At 46.8% G+C, this 17101-nt stretch carries 19 protein-coding genes; 3 read left to right on the top strand and 16 right to left on the bottom strand.

All coding sequences use genetic code 11. The features are described 5' to 3' along the window. The 4 genes from HHL17_RS01865 to asnS form a co-directional block, all read right to left on the bottom strand. Window positions 1-1104, bottom strand: coding sequence for a chromate transporter (locus HHL17_RS01865; RefSeq protein ID WP_240975546.1), 1104 nt, complete (start codon window positions 1102-1104; stop codon window positions 1-3). A gap of 450 nt (window positions 1105-1554) precedes the next feature. After that, entirely contained in the window at window positions 1555-2511 is a 957-nt protein-coding gene (locus HHL17_RS01860; protein WP_169223103.1) for an isopenicillin N synthase family dioxygenase, read from the bottom strand. Window positions 2512-2629: 118 nt separating this feature from the next. After that, window positions 2630-3160 (bottom strand): ExbD/TolR family protein, encoded by a 531-nt coding sequence (locus HHL17_RS01855; protein ID WP_169223102.1) that lies wholly within the window; start codon window positions 3158-3160, stop codon window positions 2630-2632. 194 nt (window positions 3161-3354) lie between these two features. After that, on the bottom strand, window positions 3355-4794 hold the full coding sequence (gene asnS, locus HHL17_RS01850) for an asparagine--tRNA ligase (RefSeq protein ID WP_169223101.1): 1440 nt from the start codon (window positions 4792-4794) through the stop codon (window positions 3355-3357). 464 nt (window positions 4795-5258) lie between these two features. Between asnS and rho the strand changes: the two genes are divergently transcribed. Next, complete coding sequence (rho, locus tag HHL17_RS01845; protein WP_169225880.1) at window positions 5259-6968, top strand: transcription termination factor Rho; 1710 nt, start codon at window positions 5259-5261, stop codon at window positions 6966-6968. 187 nt (window positions 6969-7155) lie between these two features. Here rho and HHL17_RS01840 read toward each other — a convergent pair whose 3' ends face one another. From HHL17_RS01840 to trmB, 9 genes are all read right to left on the bottom strand, one after another. Further along, window positions 7156-7770: an outer membrane beta-barrel protein gene (locus HHL17_RS01840; RefSeq protein ID WP_169223100.1), complete on the bottom strand. Its 615-nt coding sequence runs from the start codon at window positions 7768-7770 to the stop codon at window positions 7156-7158. 63 nt (window positions 7771-7833) lie between these two features. Beyond that, window positions 7834-8472: a TetR/AcrR family transcriptional regulator gene (locus tag HHL17_RS01835; protein WP_169223099.1), complete on the bottom strand. Its 639-nt coding sequence runs from the start codon at window positions 8470-8472 to the stop codon at window positions 7834-7836. Between the two features lie 297 nt (window positions 8473-8769). Beyond that, the gene (locus tag HHL17_RS01830; protein WP_169223098.1) at window positions 8770-9519 is read right to left on the bottom strand and encodes a LytR/AlgR family response regulator transcription factor; all 750 of its coding nucleotides are present in this window, start codon (window positions 9517-9519) and stop codon (window positions 8770-8772) included. Window positions 9520-9557: 38 nt separating this feature from the next. Beyond that, window positions 9558-11639, bottom strand: a complete 2082-nt coding sequence (locus HHL17_RS01825) for a histidine kinase (RefSeq protein WP_169223097.1) — start codon at window positions 11637-11639, stop codon at window positions 9558-9560. A gap of 19 nt (window positions 11640-11658) precedes the next feature. Continuing rightward, complete coding sequence (locus HHL17_RS01820) at window positions 11659-11889, bottom strand: 4a-hydroxytetrahydrobiopterin dehydratase (RefSeq protein ID WP_169223096.1); 231 nt, start codon at window positions 11887-11889, stop codon at window positions 11659-11661. A gap of 91 nt (window positions 11890-11980) precedes the next feature. Next, window positions 11981-12424, bottom strand: coding sequence for an IPExxxVDY family protein (locus tag HHL17_RS01815; protein ID WP_169223095.1), 444 nt, complete (start codon window positions 12422-12424; stop codon window positions 11981-11983). A 35-nt stretch (window positions 12425-12459) separates the two neighbouring features. Beyond that, window positions 12460-12909, bottom strand: a complete 450-nt coding sequence (locus HHL17_RS01810; protein WP_169223094.1) for an MGMT family protein — start codon at window positions 12907-12909, stop codon at window positions 12460-12462. Continuing rightward, window positions 12833-13039: a DUF5522 domain-containing protein gene (locus HHL17_RS33805; protein ID WP_169223093.1), complete on the bottom strand. Its 207-nt coding sequence runs from the start codon at window positions 13037-13039 to the stop codon at window positions 12833-12835. The genes HHL17_RS01810 and HHL17_RS33805 overlap by 77 nt, the downstream gene beginning before the upstream one ends. Further along, a complete protein-coding gene (gene trmB / locus HHL17_RS01800; RefSeq protein ID WP_169223092.1) occupies window positions 13011-13718 on the bottom strand; it encodes a tRNA (guanosine(46)-N7)-methyltransferase TrmB in 708 nt (235 codons plus the stop codon). Before trmB ends, HHL17_RS33805 begins: the two co-directional genes overlap by 29 nt. 506 nt (window positions 13719-14224) lie before the next feature. Here trmB and HHL17_RS01795 point away from each other — a divergent pair. Further along, window positions 14225-14692, top strand: a complete 468-nt coding sequence (locus tag HHL17_RS01795; RefSeq protein WP_029465139.1) for an Lrp/AsnC ligand binding domain-containing protein — start codon at window positions 14225-14227, stop codon at window positions 14690-14692. A 66-nt stretch (window positions 14693-14758) separates the two neighbouring features. Then, entirely contained in the window at window positions 14759-15688 is a 930-nt protein-coding gene (locus HHL17_RS01790) for a tryptophan 2,3-dioxygenase family protein (protein WP_169223091.1), read from the top strand. Between the two features lie 3 nt (window positions 15689-15691). On the opposite strand, the gene HHL17_RS01785 is transcribed toward HHL17_RS01790, so the two are convergent. The 3 genes from HHL17_RS01785 to HHL17_RS33330 form a co-directional block, all read right to left on the bottom strand. After that, on the bottom strand, window positions 15692-16396 hold the full coding sequence (locus HHL17_RS01785) for an alpha/beta fold hydrolase (protein ID WP_169223090.1): 705 nt from the start codon (window positions 16394-16396) through the stop codon (window positions 15692-15694). Between the two features lie 147 nt (window positions 16397-16543). Continuing rightward, complete coding sequence (locus HHL17_RS33335; RefSeq protein WP_240975069.1) at window positions 16544-16786, bottom strand: SDR family oxidoreductase; 243 nt, start codon at window positions 16784-16786, stop codon at window positions 16544-16546. Then, window positions 16728-17054, bottom strand: coding sequence for an SDR family NAD(P)-dependent oxidoreductase (locus HHL17_RS33330; protein ID WP_206155889.1), 327 nt, complete (start codon window positions 17052-17054; stop codon window positions 16728-16730). Before HHL17_RS33330 ends, HHL17_RS33335 begins: the two co-directional genes overlap by 59 nt. Between the last annotated feature and the right edge of the window lie 47 nt (window positions 17055-17101).

The raw sequence follows: 17101 nt of genomic DNA, 5'->3' as shown, positions 1-17101 counted from the left end.
TTATAGCAGCCAGCCCATTATCAGGCAGGCAATTACGATAAACGGTGACGGCAGTTTGGTAAACAGCAGCAATGCCAGTGTGGTGAACATGATCAGCAGGTTGTACCAGTTGATCGGAATAGCGAAAAACAGGATAAGGGTGGCTGCCCACATGATACCTACTACCACGGAGTTGATCCCTTCCAGTGCGCGGTAGATGACCACATATTTTTTCAGGTTATGCCAGATAGGGAAAAAGAAAAGCACCAGTAACAGGCTTGGCAGGAAGATAGCGATGGGAGCGAGAATACAGCCGAGAAACTGGTAGCCCATGCCCAGGTTGCGCATCGCCATACCGCCTACATAAGCAGAAATGGAGAAGGTAGGCCCGGGAAGGGCACGCATAATACCGGCGCCTGTCAGCAACTCTTCCGCAGTCATATAGTTTGACTTGGTGCGGGTCACATACTGTTCCAGCATCATCGCAATGAGGATATCGCCGCCACCAAAGACCAGGCTGCCGAAACGGTAAAAGTTCTCAAAAAGGTTAAAAGGACGGCGCGTGATCCACTCATGGGAACGTGCATATTCAGAGAAAAAACCGGCCAGCACAAAGATGAGCACAAACAGCCAGATGTTTCCCCATTGTATTTTTTTAGGTTTGTCCGGGATATCCGGGATACGTTTGTTACTGAAGTTGGACACGATGCCCCCCAATATGATCAGTGCCGGGAAAGTCCACGGCGATTTCAGGTAAAAGGCGGCAAACATGGCCACGATCATAATCACGAAGGTCGCCAGGTTATTGATACTGATACGGAAAGCTTTGATGCTGCCAAAAGCAAGAAAGCCTACCGCCATCGGCTGTACGTATTTGAAAATATCGGTCTGAAGTGCCCGCTTGTCGAAATACTGCAACAGGAAACTAAGCGACCCCATCAGCAGACAGGCAGGAGTAATCCAGATCAGCAGGGTAACAATGGCGAGCATTACACCGCCACGTTTATAACCTATAAGGGTAAGTGTTTGAGAGGAGGAGGCACCCGGGAGAAGCTGGCAGAAGGCATTATATTCCATCAGTTCCTGCTCGGTAACATCTTTTCGCTGGTATACGAATGTTTTCATCATCATTGCCAGATGCCCCTGCGGGCCACCGTAGGCAGTTATGCTATGTAATAGCACCGCTTTTAAAAAAGGTATATGACGTAGAAACACAGTTATTGATAAAGTGAATTCCGCTCGAAGGCTTCAATAAGTTAGTAAAAATAATCCGACAAAATACAACAGTGTTGCTAATAATACTAATCTGTAATATAATAAGGGCACAATACTTGTAATATGGGTGGCTAACGTAATCGAATATGGCCTTTTATCCGTTGTAACTAGTTTGTACTGTGAAGCTTATAACCCACCGGCATGAAATAGTGCCCGGATCAAAAAAGTGACCATATCAGAAAAACCTTGCATAAAATAACCATGCTGAAAAGCCTGAAATAACCAGACTTGCCCTTGCGCAGGAATAAACGAAAAGTCCCGGTAGGTAGTCCTGCCGGGACTTTGAACGTTATAGGAAGTTTATTTTTTCAGACCGATTTCGCGCAGCCTTTCATCGAGATATTCACCGGCGGAAATGGGTTCGTATGCCAGTGGATTCTCTGCGGTAATGCAGCTTTCCAGGCAATCCAGTCTCATGGCGGACTTAGGATGCAGGAAGAAAGGAATGGAATAACGGGAGGTATGCCACATTTCGCGGGGAGGATTTACCACACGGTGGGTAGTGGATTTTAACCGGTTGTTGGTAAGACGCTGCAACATATCGCCTACGTTTACCACAATCTGTTCCGGGAGGGACGTTACCGGTACCCAGTTGTTTTGTTTATCGAGGATCTGTAACCCGTCGGCAGAGGCGCCCACCAGCAGGGTAATCAGGTTGATATCTTCGTGTTGTTCTGCCCTGATGGCTGATTTAGGCTCCTCTTTGATAGGAGGGTAGTGGATGGCCCTCAGGATAGAGTTGCCATTGTGGATCTTATTGTCAAAATAATTTTCGTCCAGTCCGAGGAACAGGGCGATAGCCTGTAACAGGTATTTGCCGGAAGTTTCAAAGCCGCGGTAAGCTTTAAAGAAAGTAGGCGTAAAAGCCGGAACTTCATCCACCTGCACATTCGGCGGATATTCTGATCCGATAGGATCGTTGTCTTCCACAGTTTGTCCAAATTGGAAAAACTCTTTCAGGTCAGGGGCTTCATATCCTTTGGCATGTTCTTTACCGAAGGAGGTGTAGCCGCGCTGGCCCGCCAGTTCAGGGATTTCGTAATTATGTTTTGTGTCAAAGGGCAGCTGGAAGAACTGCTGAACATACTTGTAGAGGTCAGCAATCAGCTCATCAGGAATGCCATGATTCTTTACTGCTACAAATCCAACTTCTTCGTAAGCTTTTCCCAGTTGCTGCACAAAGGCAGCTTTCCGGCTGGCGTCACCAGAGGTAAAGTCCGCCAGATCTACAGAGGGGATGGAATGGGTTATTGCCATATCGTATATTGTTTTGGAGCGGTAAAGGTACGGAATCCAATTACGAATTATGAGGTAGGAATTATGTATTAAAGAAAATGCAAATGCAAGTGCATAGTTCCTACCTCATCATTCGTCATTATTTAAAGTAGCCTTCTTCCTGTTGATTGATATCTACAATGGCGTAGCGGTCTACCTGATTGATCAGCATTTCATCCATAATATCCACCACATTCTCATAGCGGGCCTGTTTAACAGCTTTGATCAATACCATCAGGTCATTCTTTTGGGTATGTTGGTACACGACTTCTTTCTTCCGGATAATTACATCGCGGATACCGTTATGATTGGCGAAGCTGGTGTAGTTGACCTGCGGTGGTGCGGTGGGATCATCACCGATACCTTCATACCAGGCAACGCGGCCCTGCGGCCCCAGAATAACGGTCAATGCTTTTTGGGCAGGCAGCGACATGGAATCGCCATCGCTGCGGGGCATAAGCAGTTGCATGGTTTTGGGCTGGGCCAGCGTGGTGGTCAGCATAAAAAAAGTGATCAGCAGGAAGCCAAGGTCCACCATGGGTGTCATGTCCACGCGGGTTGATTTTTTACTGCAGCGGGCATTTTTACTGCCGTGACGGCCCTTGGGCGCGTCGTTGTTCATTTCAGCCATAAGTAACGGTTTGGGATGTACGAAATTGGTTGAAAGCGCTTTCTGCATAAAAGATGCAGTAGCATTTATTTTCCATACAGGGTAGATATTTCATCGGATAAAAACAGGCCGGCATTAACAGAAAAAACCCGTACAAGCCAAGCCTGTACGGGTTTTATAAATTACATGGTAGCCCAGGGCTTCAGCCCTGGGGATTAGAATTCAGCATTCTTCGGTGTTCTTGGGAACGGTATCACGTCTCTGATGTTGGTCATACCGGTTACGAACAGCATCATGCGTTCAAAACCGAGACCGAAACCGGCGTGCGGTGCTGTACCGAAGCGGCGGGTGTCGAGGTACCAGGACAGCTCTTCAACCGGCACGTGCATTTCCTGCATGCGTTGTACCAGTTTGTCGTAGTCCTCTTCACGTTGGGAACCACCTACGATTTCACCGATGCCGGGGAACAGGATGTCCATAGCACGAACGGTTTTGTTATCGTCGTTGAGCTTCATGTAGAAAGACTTGATTTCTTTCGGATAGTCCGTGAGGATAACCGGTTTTTTGAAATGTTTTTCTACCAGGTAACGTTCATGTTCGCTCTGAAGATCGGCGCCCCATCCTTCGATGAGATACTGGAACTTCTTGTTCTTATTGGGTTTGCTGTCTTTCAGGATGCTGATTGCTTCCGTATAGGTGATGCGAACAAATTCGTTGTGCAGCACAAATTCCAGTTTTTCGATCAGGCCCATTTCGCTGCGTTCTTGTTGCGGCTTTTGTTTTTCCTCTTCTGCCAGGCGGGTAGCGAGGAAGTCGAGATCTTCGCGGTTGTGCTCCAGCACATAGCCGATGAGTGATTTGATGAAAGCTTCAGCGAGGTCCATGTTATCTTCCAGGGCGTAGAAAGCCATTTCTGGTTCTATCATCCAGAATTCAGCGAGGTGGCGGGCTGTGTTGGAGTTCTCTGCGCGGAAAGTAGGGCCGAAGGTGTAGATTTCACCCAGGGCCATAGCGCCCAGTTCCCCTTCCAGCTGGCCGGACACGGTTAGGTTAGTAGACCTGCCGAAGAAGTCTTCTTTGTAATCAATATCGCCGGCTTCGGTACGGGGCGGGTTTTGCATGTCGAGTGTGGTTACCCGGAACATTTCACCTGCGCCTTCCGCGTCGGATGCAGTGACGATAGGGGTGTGCAGGTATACAAAGCCGTGTTCATTGAAGAACTTGTGTACTGCGAATGCCAGTGAGTGACGGATTCTGAAAATAGCACCGAAGGTGTTGGTGCGGAAACGCAGGTGTGCGATCTCACGCAGGTATTCCAGGCTGGGCTTGTTTTTCAGCTGCAGCGGAAATTTTTCCGGATCGCAGTCGCCCAGTATTTCGAGCGTATCTGCTTTCAGTTCCACACGCTGCCCTTTTCCCATAGAAGGGATGATCTGGCCGGTAGCGCTGATGGCCGCACCGGTGGTAATCCTTTTCAGCAGCGCTGCATCAGTATTTTCAGCGTCTATAACGATCTGTAAATTATTATTGGTAGAGCCATCGTTTAAAGCTATAAACTGGTTGTTACGGAAAGACCGTACCCAACCTTTTACTGTTGCTTCATAATGCGACTTGTCGTCTGACAAGATTTGTTTGACTTTCAGTCTTTGGCTCATAAAAAATTAAATTTTGGATTGCAAAAATAAGTTTTCCCGGCCATAGTCCATAACGTCTTGTGCCGGTCCCTACAAGATAATTAGTCCTGCCTGGATGCAAAAGAAATGTTAAAAATGAATATAATATAAAAAAGGATATATGATCAGAGCGGGTTTTAAGGCCCGCGCCCTTCCGCATTTATAGCCCGGAGCAGGAGGCCCGAATGGCGTCACAGCTTTAACTGCGGGGCATTTGGGCTGAAATTTTTTTGGATAATAATAAAACTTGTTTTAATCTTGCGGTATAATCTGACTGATTAAGTTCAAATTCACATCTTCATCAGCAGTTCCTAAACTCAATCATTCCCTATCAAATTTAATAATCTATTAAATTTCTTGACACAAAACAATTATTTGTAATTGGTGTATGTTGGTATGCAGTGGTACCCGCCTCACAACACTTCTAAAATTTGACAACACAGATGATGTACGACATCTTACAATTGAACGACATGCTCGTTCCTGAGCTGCTTGACATTGCAGAGAAGCTTGATGTTCCCAACGCGAAAAAACTGAACAAACAGGACCTGATCTACAAAATTCTGGACAAACAAGCGGTGATGGCCTCAGAAGATAACCAGTCCAACGGAGAAGAGAAAAAAGCACGCAAACGCAAACCTGTAAAGAAAGACGAAGCGCATCACGAGACTGAAGAACCCTCCTCTGCGGAAGAAAAACCAGCCGCAAAAAAATCTACCAAAAAAGTTTCCGGAAGCAAAAGCAAAGAAGTAGAAGCAGAACCAGCTCCAGCTCCGGCAGCTAAATCTAAAATAAAAGATTTCGATATAGACCTGGACAGCATTCCTTCTCTCACTTTTGATGATGATGATGATATCATCATTCCTGCTTTCACAGAAGATGAAGCGGAAGAAGAAGAGGAAACTGCGCCTGTTCCGGCATTGGAAGAGGAAGAAGAAGAGGAGGATGATGATTTTGTGATGCCGGAAGGTTTGGACCCTGTTGTTCCTGCTGCGCAGAAACAGCGCTATCCCAAGAAGGACGTGGCTTTCAATATTGAGTTCGACGGCGTGATCCTCAGTGAAGGCGTACTGGAAATGATGCCCGACGGCTACGGTTTCCTGCGCTCCTCTGATTATAACTACCTGAGCTCTCCTGATGATATTTATGTATCTCCTTCCCAGATCAAACTGTTTGGCCTGAAAACCGGCGACACTGTGAACGGTTCCGTTCGCCCGCCGAAAGAAGGAGAGAAATATTTTGCACTGCTGAAAGTAGAAACGATCAACAATAAATCACCGGAAGAAGTACGTGACCGCGTGCCTTTCGATTATCTGACACCGCTGTTTCCGTTCGAGAAACTGAGGCTGACAACTACTTCCAATAACTACTCCACCCGTATCATGGATATGTTTACCCCTATCGGTAAAGGACAGCGCGGCCTTATCGTGGCGCAACCGAAGGTGGGTAAAACCATGCTGCTGAAAGAAGTAGCCAACGCTATCGCTACCAACCACCCCGAAATTTATCTGATGGTGGTGCTGATCGATGAACGTCCGGAAGAGGTGACCGATATGGAACGCAGCGTAAAAGCAGAAGTGATCGCGTCTACCTTTGATGAACCAGCTGAAAAACACGTGAAAGTGTCTGCTATCGCTTTGCAGAAAGCAAAACGACTGGTAGAATGTGGCCACGATGTAGTGATCCTGCTCGACTCCATCACCCGTCTGGCAAGAGCTCACAATACCGTTGCCCCTGCCTCTGGTAAGGTGCTGAGCGGTGGTGTGGAAGCTAACGCCATGCAGAAACCTAAACAATTCTTCGGTGCTGCCCGTAAAATAGAACACGGCGGTTCCCTCACCATTCTGGCCACTGCCCTGATTGATACAGGTTCCAAAATGGACGAGGTGATCTTCGAAGAGTTTAAAGGTACCGGTAACATGGAACTGGCGCTCGACCGCAAACTGGCTAACAAACGTATCTTCCCGGCTATCGACGTATCTGCGTCTTCTACCCGCCGCGACGATCTGCTGCTGGACAAAGATGCGCTCAAACGTATCCACATCCTGCGCAATCACCTGGCAGATATGAATACAGACGAATCCATGCACTTCATGCTGCAGCATATGCGTGGTACTAAAAACAACGAAGAATTCCTGATCTCCATGAACGGATAATCAGGAGTCCAACTTATACAATGAGAAAAGCCCCGCCGGTATGGCGGGGCTTTTTTTGTGCGTCAATATGTATCAGGCAAAACAAAAACTACTTAAAACAAGAATCCCGCTACAGTAATACTGCAGCGGGATTATCCAATCTATCTAACCTTTTGACTTTCTTATGTAAAACATCAATCAATTCAGACTAGAAAATGAAGTTAACACCCAGGTTCAACTGTTTAGTGAAGTTGAAGTCGAAGCTGCTAACGTTGGTTTTAATACCAGTTGCTTCAGCTTTGTTCTGAGCATAAGTGTAGTTCAGACCACCGAAAGCACCTTCAATCATGAAGTGTTTAGTCACGAAGTAAGTGATACCAGGCAGTACGTTTACTGCGAAGCCATTGTAGCTTTCGATTTTGCTACCGTCTACTTTAGTGTTACCAAAACCGTAACCAGCATTTGCTTCAGCAAAGAAAGCAAATTTGCTCTGACCGATCATATGGTAGTTGCGAACGAAGACACCAGGAGTGATATCCAGGGTTTTGGTTTTAACATCACCAGTTTTGGTGCTAACTTTCTTATTACCGAACTGAGTTTCAGCGAAAACACCGATTACCCAGTTAGAGTTCAGTGCGTAACCAACTTTAGGGCTAACACCGAAAGAGGTATTGGTGGTTTTGTCATCACCGTCTTTTACTTTCGCAGAAGTGGTTTTTACATTAACTGTTCCGCCCAGGATAACATCGCCTTTTGATAACTGAGCCTTTGCTACTTGTGTGCCGAACAGTACTACTGCGGCCATTACAATCAACTTTTTCATCTTTCGTAAAATTTAAATATACATTAAAACTGTTCTCGTGTTTCTTTGATTCTTCTACATACATTAAAGCCTAGCTTGGTTGATTGCTGGTCTATATCTTAATCCATTAAAGAAAATATCCAATACTCTTTTTTCCCGGTCCATGAAACAATGCAGCGCTTCACGGTCCTGCGGGTTAAAGCCTGTTACCTGCCATTTACACCATATTACCCATAGTCCGAATAATACGTTGATCAACAACTGCGCTGTTGCATCAGCATCAGTGTCTTCATTCAGCTCTCCCAGGCAAATCCCTTTTTTGATAGTGGCGGAAAGGAAGGAAATTTCCACTGTCTGCAGCAACTCGATCGTTTGCCGCATCAGGGTAGAGGGCATATCTTTTATCCATTGGTTAATCCCAAACAGAAAATGATACTCTTTCAACATGGTTTCCTTCAATTCCAGATACCGGTTAATAATCGCATCGGTAGAGGTAGCTGTTTCCACAAAATCAGACATGTCAAGAAAACAGTCTGCTATCATACGCTCCACAACCGCTACATAAATGGATTCCTTATCTGAAAAATAATAATACAAAGATCCTTTTGAGATGTCCAAATCCCTGGCAATCTCTTCCATGGTAGTTTTTGACAGACCGAACCTTTTGAACCGCTTTAAAGCGGCCTCAAGGATAAGTGTTCGCTTCTGGTCTAATTCTGCCATAGATAGTTTCGTCAATTTTCGTAGTCTGACTGTCTGACTATTTTGTTTGACGAGTCAAAAGTACGACCAAAACCTATTCCACCAAATTTTTTTGTTAAATAATTGTTACGTATTCTCCGCGCAAATACATCAAATAGAAAAAAAACAGGGTATGGTACGTTCAGCCCGTCAAAAAAGAAGTGATTTGTTTGAAGGAAATTGAAGGAGGGTCAACAAAATATTGAAATTGCGTAAAACAGATGGGGTAAATGCCGGGAAAATCAGCATTTACATATACGTTTTTCCCGCTAAGCAGCACTACCGCTGCAAACGGGACAGCAGGTCCTTCCGGCGGCGTTCCGTAATCTCTACCACCATACCGCTCTTCAGCATCACCTTGCCATGGTTGGCGTCTATCTGGCTGATATTGGATAACTGTATCATCTGCATATTGTTCACCTGATAAAACTGCAGCGAGGAAAACAGATCGGCATAATACCGGAAAGGCCGCACCGCCTCAATTTCCGCCCCCGAATCCATCCGGAACAGGCAGTTGTCCTGCCGCGACTCCAGGCATTCCACTGAAGGAAGGAATATCGTTTGGGTTTCCCCGTTAGTATCCTGTATCAGCAGCTTCCAGGAGGCATGTTGCAGGTTATGAAAGTTCTCCAGCAATACCTGGTAACGCTGCTTGCTGCTATTGCCTGCAATCCGCTCGTGTACCAGGGATACAGCCTGCAACAGGCTTTCTTTGTCAATCGGTTTGAGGATCAGTTCCACTTCAGCGCAACGGATCACATGCAGGAACTTCTTCTCAAATGCAGTTACAAATACGGCCTCGAAAGGTATTTCTTCCCGTGTGCCCAGCAACACATCGAAGCCAGTACCATCGGGCATTTCAAGGTCCAGGAATACCAGTTCCGGTTGATGCTCCCTGATCCGCGCAATACCTTCTGCACAATCGGAAGCTGTTGCCGCTACCGTTACCTCGGGGCAATATTTCTCCAGCATCAGGGCTATGATGTCCCGGCTGTTTCGCTCATCATCAATGATCACCGCTTTTATCATGACAGTAGTATGTTGCTCTAACGTTTATGTATATATTATTATAGTTGAGGTATCAGGATCTTCACTATCGTGCCACTATCTGCTTCATTCCGCGCCGACAGGTCTATGATCTCGATATGAATCTCCGTATTGTACATTTTATTCAACAGTTCTGCCCTGTTCTGGCTGATCTCCATACCGGACGACTGGTGGTGTTTGGGCAGCGTGCGCAGTGAACGGGAGCGGGCAATACCAATACCATTGTCGGCGATCACACATTCCAGCATGTCTGCGGCAATCTGCGTAAACCGGATAGTTAACTGGCCAATAGGCTGCTGCGGATTGGTCATGCCGTGTTTCACGGCATTTTCCACGTAAGGCTGCAGCAGCATCGCCGGGATCTCCAGTTCTGCAGTGGCAATCTCCGGATCTACTACAATTTCGTACTCCATCCTGTTTTCAAACCGCATCTTTTCAAGGCCGAGGTAAGTATTGAGATAAGTGATTTCATCTGCCAGGGAGATAAAGTTACGCCGCGAGAAATCCAGCGTCTTCCGGATCAGGTAGGAAAAGTCTGACAGGTACTTCTGGGCATATTCATAATCGCGCTGCATCACGAACAGCTGAATGGAATTCAGGCAGTTGAAGATAAAGTGCGGATTGATCTGCGCCCGAATGGCTTTGAGCTCTATCTCCGTGAGTTTTTTATCGTACTCTGTTTCGAGCTGAATTTTCCTTTGTTCTTCCAGCTCATGTTTCTTGCGTAATATTTCTGTGGTCTGCTCTTTCACCAGTTCTTCGAGTTGCTCATTGAGCTTGCGTTGCAACTCTTTGTTTTTATTGAGCTGTTTGATCAGCAACTCCTGGGTACGGGTCCTTTCCAGGTGTACCAGCTTGTTACGGTAACTGAGACCGGCCAGGAAAAACATGGCCTGCAACAGTACCCCGCCAATGAGTAGTATGCTGGGCGCGGCCAGTTCACCCAACGCGCTCAATAGGCCCAGGGGCTTGATATGCATGAGGAAAGAGCCGAGGCAGGCCAGGTACAGGCATACAGACCCATACAGGAAAAAGCGCAGCAACGGATGATGACGGGAGCGCCGGGCCAGTGCCACAAATACTACCAGCAACGGTAGTAACGTACAGAAATATACGTAGCTGTAGATGATCACCGGGAGATGATATTGCTCCATCAGGATACAATAAATACAGACGATGATCAGTCCCCCCACTACGGTAGCTACCCAGGTGAACACCTGTTCCATGAAGGGGTACCGCTCTTTCAGGTTCAGGAAAGTATTGCCGAACATGAGGTACATGAGATAAAAACAGAACAGCAGCCCCGGTATGTCCCAGTAGTATTTCAACATAGGCCAGCGGTGGAAGAACGAAAGCTGATAGGGCTTGCTTTCCAGTCGCAGTGCGAAAAACAGGATCAGTCCAAGGATATAAATGGCAAAGTAAATATAGGACCGGTCAGGCAACTGGATATAGTTGATAATCGAGATACTGAAGAAAACGAGGAGCATGCCCAGCAACACCTGTATAATAACGGCCTCTTTGCGGTAACTGTCCTGTTCCCGGTTGTGAAACCGCGCAAAAGCCTGTTCGCTGAAAAGGCTGGGCATGAGCGGGTTTTCGTTGTACGACTTGTTGATGATGTGCAGGTAGAAGGTACGGACCTGGTGAGGGGGTACATTAACGTTGAAGCCGTAGTGGTCCCATCTTTCCACGCCGCCTTTGTCGTACATGAGACCTGTCTGCATCAGGAGGACGGGCGTATCGCCGGGGGATTTTTCGTACCAGTCCATGAAGTCATGCCAACCGGCAAAGAGAATGGCGGTCAGGCTGTCTGAGCCTTCGTTTTTCACCTGTAGCCGGAACCAGCAGTTATTAACCTGGCCGTTATTTTTTTTGTAGTTGTGAAAAAGTTGCGGGGTAGCAGTAAAAGGCAGGTGTACCACCTGCTGGATGGTCAGATGGCCCTCCTGATCGGAGAGGCTGCTTATGTAGGGGCGCAGATCCAGGGCCGAGGCAGCAAAACCTTCTTTTGCTGTCAGGGTGTCCGGAGTGGGGTTAAAGGCAAGGGCGCCTGCGGTGAAACAGTACAACAACAGCATTAAGATGATAATGCGCTTCACAAATGGTGTATGGATTTAATTATAATAATTGATCGATCTCTTTTGCCAGCGCGCGGTCTTTTTCAGTTACCACATTGCCTGCGTCGTGTGTACTGAGGTAGATGTCCACTTTGTTATAGACATTGGTCCAGTAGGGGTGGTGGTCCATTTTTTCTGCGACCAGCGCCACCCGGGCCATAAACCCGAATGCCTCCCGGAAATCTTTAAATGTAAAAGCCCGGTGCAGTTGATTGTCTTTTTCTTCCCACATACAGCAAGTGTTTAAAGGTGAAAATGCGGCAATTCACTAGGGTACTGGTCAAAATATGATGTATGTAACAGCTGTTGGTCGTCTTCCTGTCTTAAAAAATGAGGTTCATTTTATTTTTGATCTCCCTGGTATCCAGTAAAGATACTAATTGTACGAGGGGAACAACGCGTAATTGTTCCAATAATTTTTTGACATCATCAGCCTGGTAATAGTCGCCCTTGATCATCCAGAGGAAGTGGATATTTTTGAGTTCGGGCAACAGGAACTCAGCCTGACAGTGGTTGTTATAGAAGTAATGGGATACGGAATTGGTCGGCTCATGGAATTCCATCACCGTGAAATGGAACGACCTGTTTTTCTTGGAAAGGGTGATCTCCAGCAGATTGTTGACCCTGAAATTGGTATACAGTTGCCGGTTGATTTGCCAGCAGAGCTGGTAATCACGGGCGGTAGAGGCGATACCGATCAGGTGGGTGTTTTCAAAGAAATCCTCTACCAACTGCTCCTGGTCCAGTTTCAATTTAAGTATCGACATAATATAAAAATAAGGTGATTCGGGGGAATTAGTGCTCAGGCTTTCTTTTTGACAGTTTTTTTGACGGCTTTCTTAGCGGAAGCAGTTTTGGGTTTGCCCGGGTCCCAAAATACTGTTTTAAAGTCGCTGACCTTATCATTTTTGATGGTGACGCCTTCCTGTTCCAACAGTTCCTGCATCAGGGTAGGGGTGGGAAAGAACTGGCGGCCGCTGAGTTCACCGTTACGGTTGACCACGCGATGGGCGGGTACGGCCGGGTTGGCGCTGCCTGCGCCGTTCATGGCCCATCCCACCATGCGGGGCGTTAGTTTGATGTCCGCGGCTTCAGCGATGGCGCCGTAGGTAGTGACGCGGCCCTTCGGTATTTTACGCACTATTTTATACACTACATCGAAGAAAGAGACGGGTTTAGGGTCGTCCGTCTTTTTCTTCGTTGCGGCGTTTTTCGCGGAGGATGGACTTTTTGGGTTCGGGTACGTTTTCATATGAAAATGGACAATGTTTGCAGCCGTTGCCACAGCAGTAGCCCCGGTCCAGGTGATATTTTTCGGTAAATACCATATAGCCCTCCGCGTTATAGTAAAAATCAATCTTCTCCACCAACGGTTGCTTCATCGGAAGGCAGTTTTATGCTGCGCCAGTTCAATGGTGTATCTGGCAGCCGGAATTTCAGGTAACGGATGGTGCGGCCATCTGCGAGGTGCATGCCTTCGTAGTAGGTCTGTATTTTCAGCAGGGCCGGTACTTCCGGCATTGCGTACACATCCGGGATATCTTCGATAAGGGTGAGGCCGGCGGCGGCGATCACTTCCTGTGTGAAAGCATATAATTCCGGGGAATCTGTTTTCAGATTGATGGTAGCGCCCGTTGCCAGCAGCGGCTGATACAGCTGAAGAAAGCGCGGATGCGTCAGTCTTTTGCGGGCTTTGGACTTACGGAGAAAAGGGTCGGGGAAGGTGATCCAGATGTCCTTGATTTCTCCGGGCGCAAAATAGTTGTCCAGTTTTTCGATCTGTGTACGAAGGAATGCCACATTATTGAGCGATTCGTCGAGGGCTGTTTTAGCGCCTCTCCAGATGCGGTTGCCTTTCAGGTCTACCCCGATAAAGTTCTGATCTTTAAAAAGGCGGCCCATTCCAAGGGTATAATCCCCTTTGCCACAGGCCAGTTCCAGGGTGACCGGATGGTTGTTTTTAAAGTACTCGTTCCATTTTCCCTGCATGCCTTCCGGGTATATCAATACATTGGGGAAGGTCTCAATTTCAGCAAAGCGTTGTAGTTTTTTCTGTCCCATTAGGCGCAAAAATACCACGATATTTTTTTATTTAGCCATTTGGTCATTTGGCTATTGGGGGCTTGTTGGGTTATTTAACCATTATGCCATTAAGAGACTCTCCCAATAAACAAATTTCAAAATAGCTAAATATCAAAATGAAAAAAGCCCATGAGCCATAGGCTCACGAGCTCTTTAAACCAATTTGGCTGTAGGAGGAGGAGTCGAACCTCCACGGGGCAGTTAGCCATAGCACAATTAAGATTAGTGGTCAACCCATTTATGCTACGTTTATCCCGAACTCCCCACCCCCGAGACAAGGGGGCATGTCTGCCAGTTTCATCATCCCACAATTTTTATTATCATTACTGTCACGTTCTTTCCGGTGGCTTATTTCGTAATGATTATAATGCAAATCTAAAGACGCGGGCGATTCTTTGCAAATTTTTTAAGAAAAATTTTTGAATTTTCGATATTTTTTAAATATTTGCATATAACTTTAAAACATTCAAAAACAAATTGTAAAAATGAGCCACAATTTGAATATTGACAAACTCGATTTGCAGATTATCAGCGAGATGATGAATAATGCTGAGATCTCCTACGCCGATCTGGGGAAAAAACTGTTCGTTTCCGGCGGCACTATTCATGTGAGAATGAAGAAATTGCAAGAACTGGGTATAGTTAAAGGTACTAAATTACATGTAGATTTGAAAATGATCGGCTATGATGTAATTGCCTTTATTGGTATTTACCTGGAAAAAAGCTCCATGTATGATACAGTAGCCAAAGAACTGCGTAAAATCCCGGAAATGGTACGCCTCAACTACACCACCGGCAGCTACAGCATGTTCGCTGAAATCATCTGTAAAGACATTACCCAGTTACGCCGTATCCTCCACGATGAATTACAGAAAATAAAAGGAATTGAAAGAACAGAAACCCTCATCTCTCTCGAAGAAAGTTTTTACCGCACTATCAACGTGGTGGAGTAATTAAGGCAGGCCGGACCCGGAAACAGCTGCAGTTGCTTTTTCATCCGGAATGATTAATTTCCGCCAATGGTTACAACAGAAATTGCCGATAAAATAAAACGGCTGGAAGAAAAATACGCCGCTATGGGGCAGAACCTGTCTTCCTATCTCGACGGGCTGCTATATGCGGATTATCTGACATACTGGGATTATATCCAACTGGATGTGTTGCTGAATCTGCAACATCCGCGCACGCCGATTCCGGATGAAAACATCTTCATCATTTATCACCAGATAACGGAATTGTATTTTAAACTGACGCTACAGGCGATCGAACAGATCAGCTTTGCGCCGGAGCGGACCGCGACTGTGTTTACCACACAGTTAAGACGGATCAATAACTATTTCCGCAACCTGGTCAACTCTTTTGAGATCATGGTCGACGGCATGGATAAAGATCAGTTCCTGCAATTCAGAATGGCACTACTGCCGGCCAGCGGCTTCCAGAGCGGACAATTCAGGATGATCGAGATTTGTTCCACCCGGCTGCCTAACCTGGTTTATGAGCCCCAGCGCCCCGGCATGGAAAATTGTGACCTGAAAACGGTACTGGACAACATTTACTGGAGAAGCGGCGCCACCGAACTGGCTACTGGAAAGAAGACCCTTACCCTGCAGCAGTTTGAGAAGAAATATATGGGACCTTTCCTGCAACTGGCTACCCGGTACGAGCAATCTAATATCCAGGCTGCCTATCAGCAACTGTCGGAGGCCGATAAAGCGATTGTTATCCCCCTGTTGAAGGAATATGACCTGAACATCAACGTGAGATGGCCCCTGATGCACTATAAGTCAGCTGTCAGGTACCTGCATAAAAAACCGGAAGATATTGCCGCTACAGGAGGGACCAACTGGCAACAGTTCCTGCCTCCGAAAAACAAGCGCATTATATTTTTCCCGGAGCTGTGGACGGAAGAAGAACTGAATAACTGGGGTAAACTGGCGATGGGCGAATAACCCCTAGTCTATTTTCTGTGTAGTAAATCTTTTGATATAATATGCCAGCAGCGGTACATCTGCCTTTTCCAGCGGATGTGCCGTGTCTGGTAAAATAGTCATTTGGGCTTCCGGCAGGGACCGGTATACTTCTATTGTCTCCGTGAAAGACACCATATTGTCGCGGTCTCCCATCATCAGCATACATGGAGATGCCACCTGTGCATAATCGTGTGCCTTCAATAACGACTGGTGGCCCAGGTCTTCGATCAGTTGTGCCGTACGTGTAACCACTTCTTTCCAGTCGTTGGAGGTATGCCTTTCCTCCAGCAGTTTAGCAAAGCCGGGTACTTTTTCGGCTATTAGCTCCGGGTTCAGCTGTTTTACCTCTTTGCCTGCAGTGGCTTCGTTCCAGTTATATTTGGTGGCCAGCGTCATCACTCTGCCTATCTTTTCCGGATAATGCCGGGCCAGGTACATGGCCACATAACCCCCCATGCTGTATCCGAAAATATGTACAAAGTCAAGCTGATGCTGATCGAGGTATTCCAGTACCTCTGCGGCAAACACCTGTATATTAAAACCATTGGGGGAAAACGGCACCTGGCCGTGGCCACTGAAGTTGATCGTATGAATGTCGTAGTAGGGTTCCAGTTGGTCTGCCAGCGTTTTGAACTGTGTTGCAGCCCCAAGGGCGCCATGCAGTAGCAGGAGAGGGGATTTATACATTTTGATATTTGGGTATTTTGATATTTAGTTATTGATGGAGATGTTGTTATTACAGGTTGCTATTTAAAGGAAAATCTCCTTAAAAACAAACACTTAAAACCAAATACCGGTCAAATAACCAAATATCAAAATACCCAAATTTCCAAATCATTGAGCCAGGTATGCCCCGTCTACCGGGTAATAACCACCGGTTACGAAGGAAGAGAGGGGGGCGCTTAGCCATAATACAAGTTCCGCCACTTCCTCCGGCTTGCCCAACCGGCCTATGGGATGCAAACCTACCAATGCCTGCATCTCCTGCTGGCTCAGATGTTTGGTTAATAAAGGTGTTTCAATAAATCGTGAGCTTGTAGTTCCCGGTGGGGGCAGATTCGCCGCCAATGCCCGCATTGTTGCAGGCGATGTCCAGCTTGCCGTATTCCTTGATGGTGGCGGCTACCAGCTGCTCGTTGTCCGCCGCTTTGCTCACATCAGCTTTTACAAAAAACGCTTTGCCGCCGGCGTGCTTTATTTCCTCCACCACGGCTTGTCCGCCCCGGTCGTCAATATCACTGACGATCACGCTGGCGCCGTTGCGGGCATATAGTTCTGCTACGCTGCGGCCAATGCCCGAGCCTCCTCCGGTTACCAATGCCACCTTGTCTTTCAGAAGTTCCATAACCGTCGTTTTAGCTCACTTAACAATGCTGCCGTGTTAAATGTTCC

Origin of the sequence: Chitinophaga fulva, from assembly GCF_012927205.1 — a bacterium.
Lineage (GTDB): Bacteria > Bacteroidota > Bacteroidia > Chitinophagales > Chitinophagaceae > Chitinophaga > Chitinophaga fulva.
Note: the sequence above shows the minus strand (reverse complement) of the source record. Positions and strands in the feature narration are given on the sequence as shown.

Bases quoted from the DNA above. Each gene is read 5' to 3' on its own strand.
- HHL17_RS33335 (WP_240975069.1), bottom strand. From the start codon at position 16,786: ATGCGGGCATTGGCGGCGAATCTGCCCCCACCGGGAACTACAAGCTCA.
- HHL17_RS01820 (WP_169223096.1), bottom strand. From the start codon at position 11,889: ATGTGGGAAGAAAAAGACAATCAACTGCACCGGGCTTTTACATTTAAA.
- HHL17_RS01815 (WP_169223095.1), bottom strand. From the start codon at position 12,424: ATGTCGATACTTAAATTGAAACTGGACCAGGAGCAGTTGGTAGAGGAT.
- HHL17_RS01855 (WP_169223102.1), bottom strand. From the start codon at position 3,160: ATGGCTGAAATGAACAACGACGCGCCCAAGGGCCGTCACGGCAGTAAA.
- HHL17_RS01785 (WP_169223090.1), bottom strand. From the start codon at position 16,396: ATGTATAAATCCCCTCTCCTGCTACTGCATGGCGCCCTTGGGGCTGCA.
- rho (WP_169225880.1), top strand. From the start codon at position 5,259: ATGTACGACATCTTACAATTGAACGACATGCTCGTTCCTGAGCTGCTT.
- HHL17_RS01810 (WP_169223094.1), bottom strand. From the start codon at position 12,909: ATGAAAACGTACCCGAACCCAAAAAGTCCATCCTCCGCGAAAAACGCC.
- HHL17_RS01835 (WP_169223099.1), bottom strand. From the start codon at position 8,472: ATGGCAGAATTAGACCAGAAGCGAACACTTATCCTTGAGGCCGCTTTA.
- HHL17_RS33330 (WP_206155889.1), bottom strand. From the start codon at position 17,054: ATGGAACTTCTGAAAGACAAGGTGGCATTGGTAACCGGAGGAGGCTCG.
- asnS (WP_169223101.1), bottom strand. From the start codon at position 4,794: ATGAGCCAAAGACTGAAAGTCAAACAAATCTTGTCAGACGACAAGTCG.
- HHL17_RS33805 (WP_169223093.1), bottom strand. From the start codon at position 13,039: ATGAAGCAACCGTTGGTGGAGAAGATTGATTTTTACTATAACGCGGAG.
- HHL17_RS01865 (WP_240975546.1), bottom strand. From the start codon at position 1,104: ATGAAAACATTCGTATACCAGCGAAAAGATGTTACCGAGCAGGAACTG.
- HHL17_RS01790 (WP_169223091.1), top strand. From the start codon at position 14,759: ATGGTTACAACAGAAATTGCCGATAAAATAAAACGGCTGGAAGAAAAA.
- HHL17_RS01840 (WP_169223100.1), bottom strand. From the start codon at position 7,770: ATGAAAAAGTTGATTGTAATGGCCGCAGTAGTACTGTTCGGCACACAA.
- HHL17_RS01860 (WP_169223103.1), bottom strand. From the start codon at position 2,511: ATGGCAATAACCCATTCCATCCCCTCTGTAGATCTGGCGGACTTTACC.
- trmB (WP_169223092.1), bottom strand. From the start codon at position 13,718: ATGGGACAGAAAAAACTACAACGCTTTGCTGAAATTGAGACCTTCCCC.
- HHL17_RS01795 (WP_029465139.1), top strand. From the start codon at position 14,225: ATGAGCCACAATTTGAATATTGACAAACTCGATTTGCAGATTATCAGC.
- HHL17_RS01830 (WP_169223098.1), bottom strand. From the start codon at position 9,519: ATGATAAAAGCGGTGATCATTGATGATGAGCGAAACAGCCGGGACATC.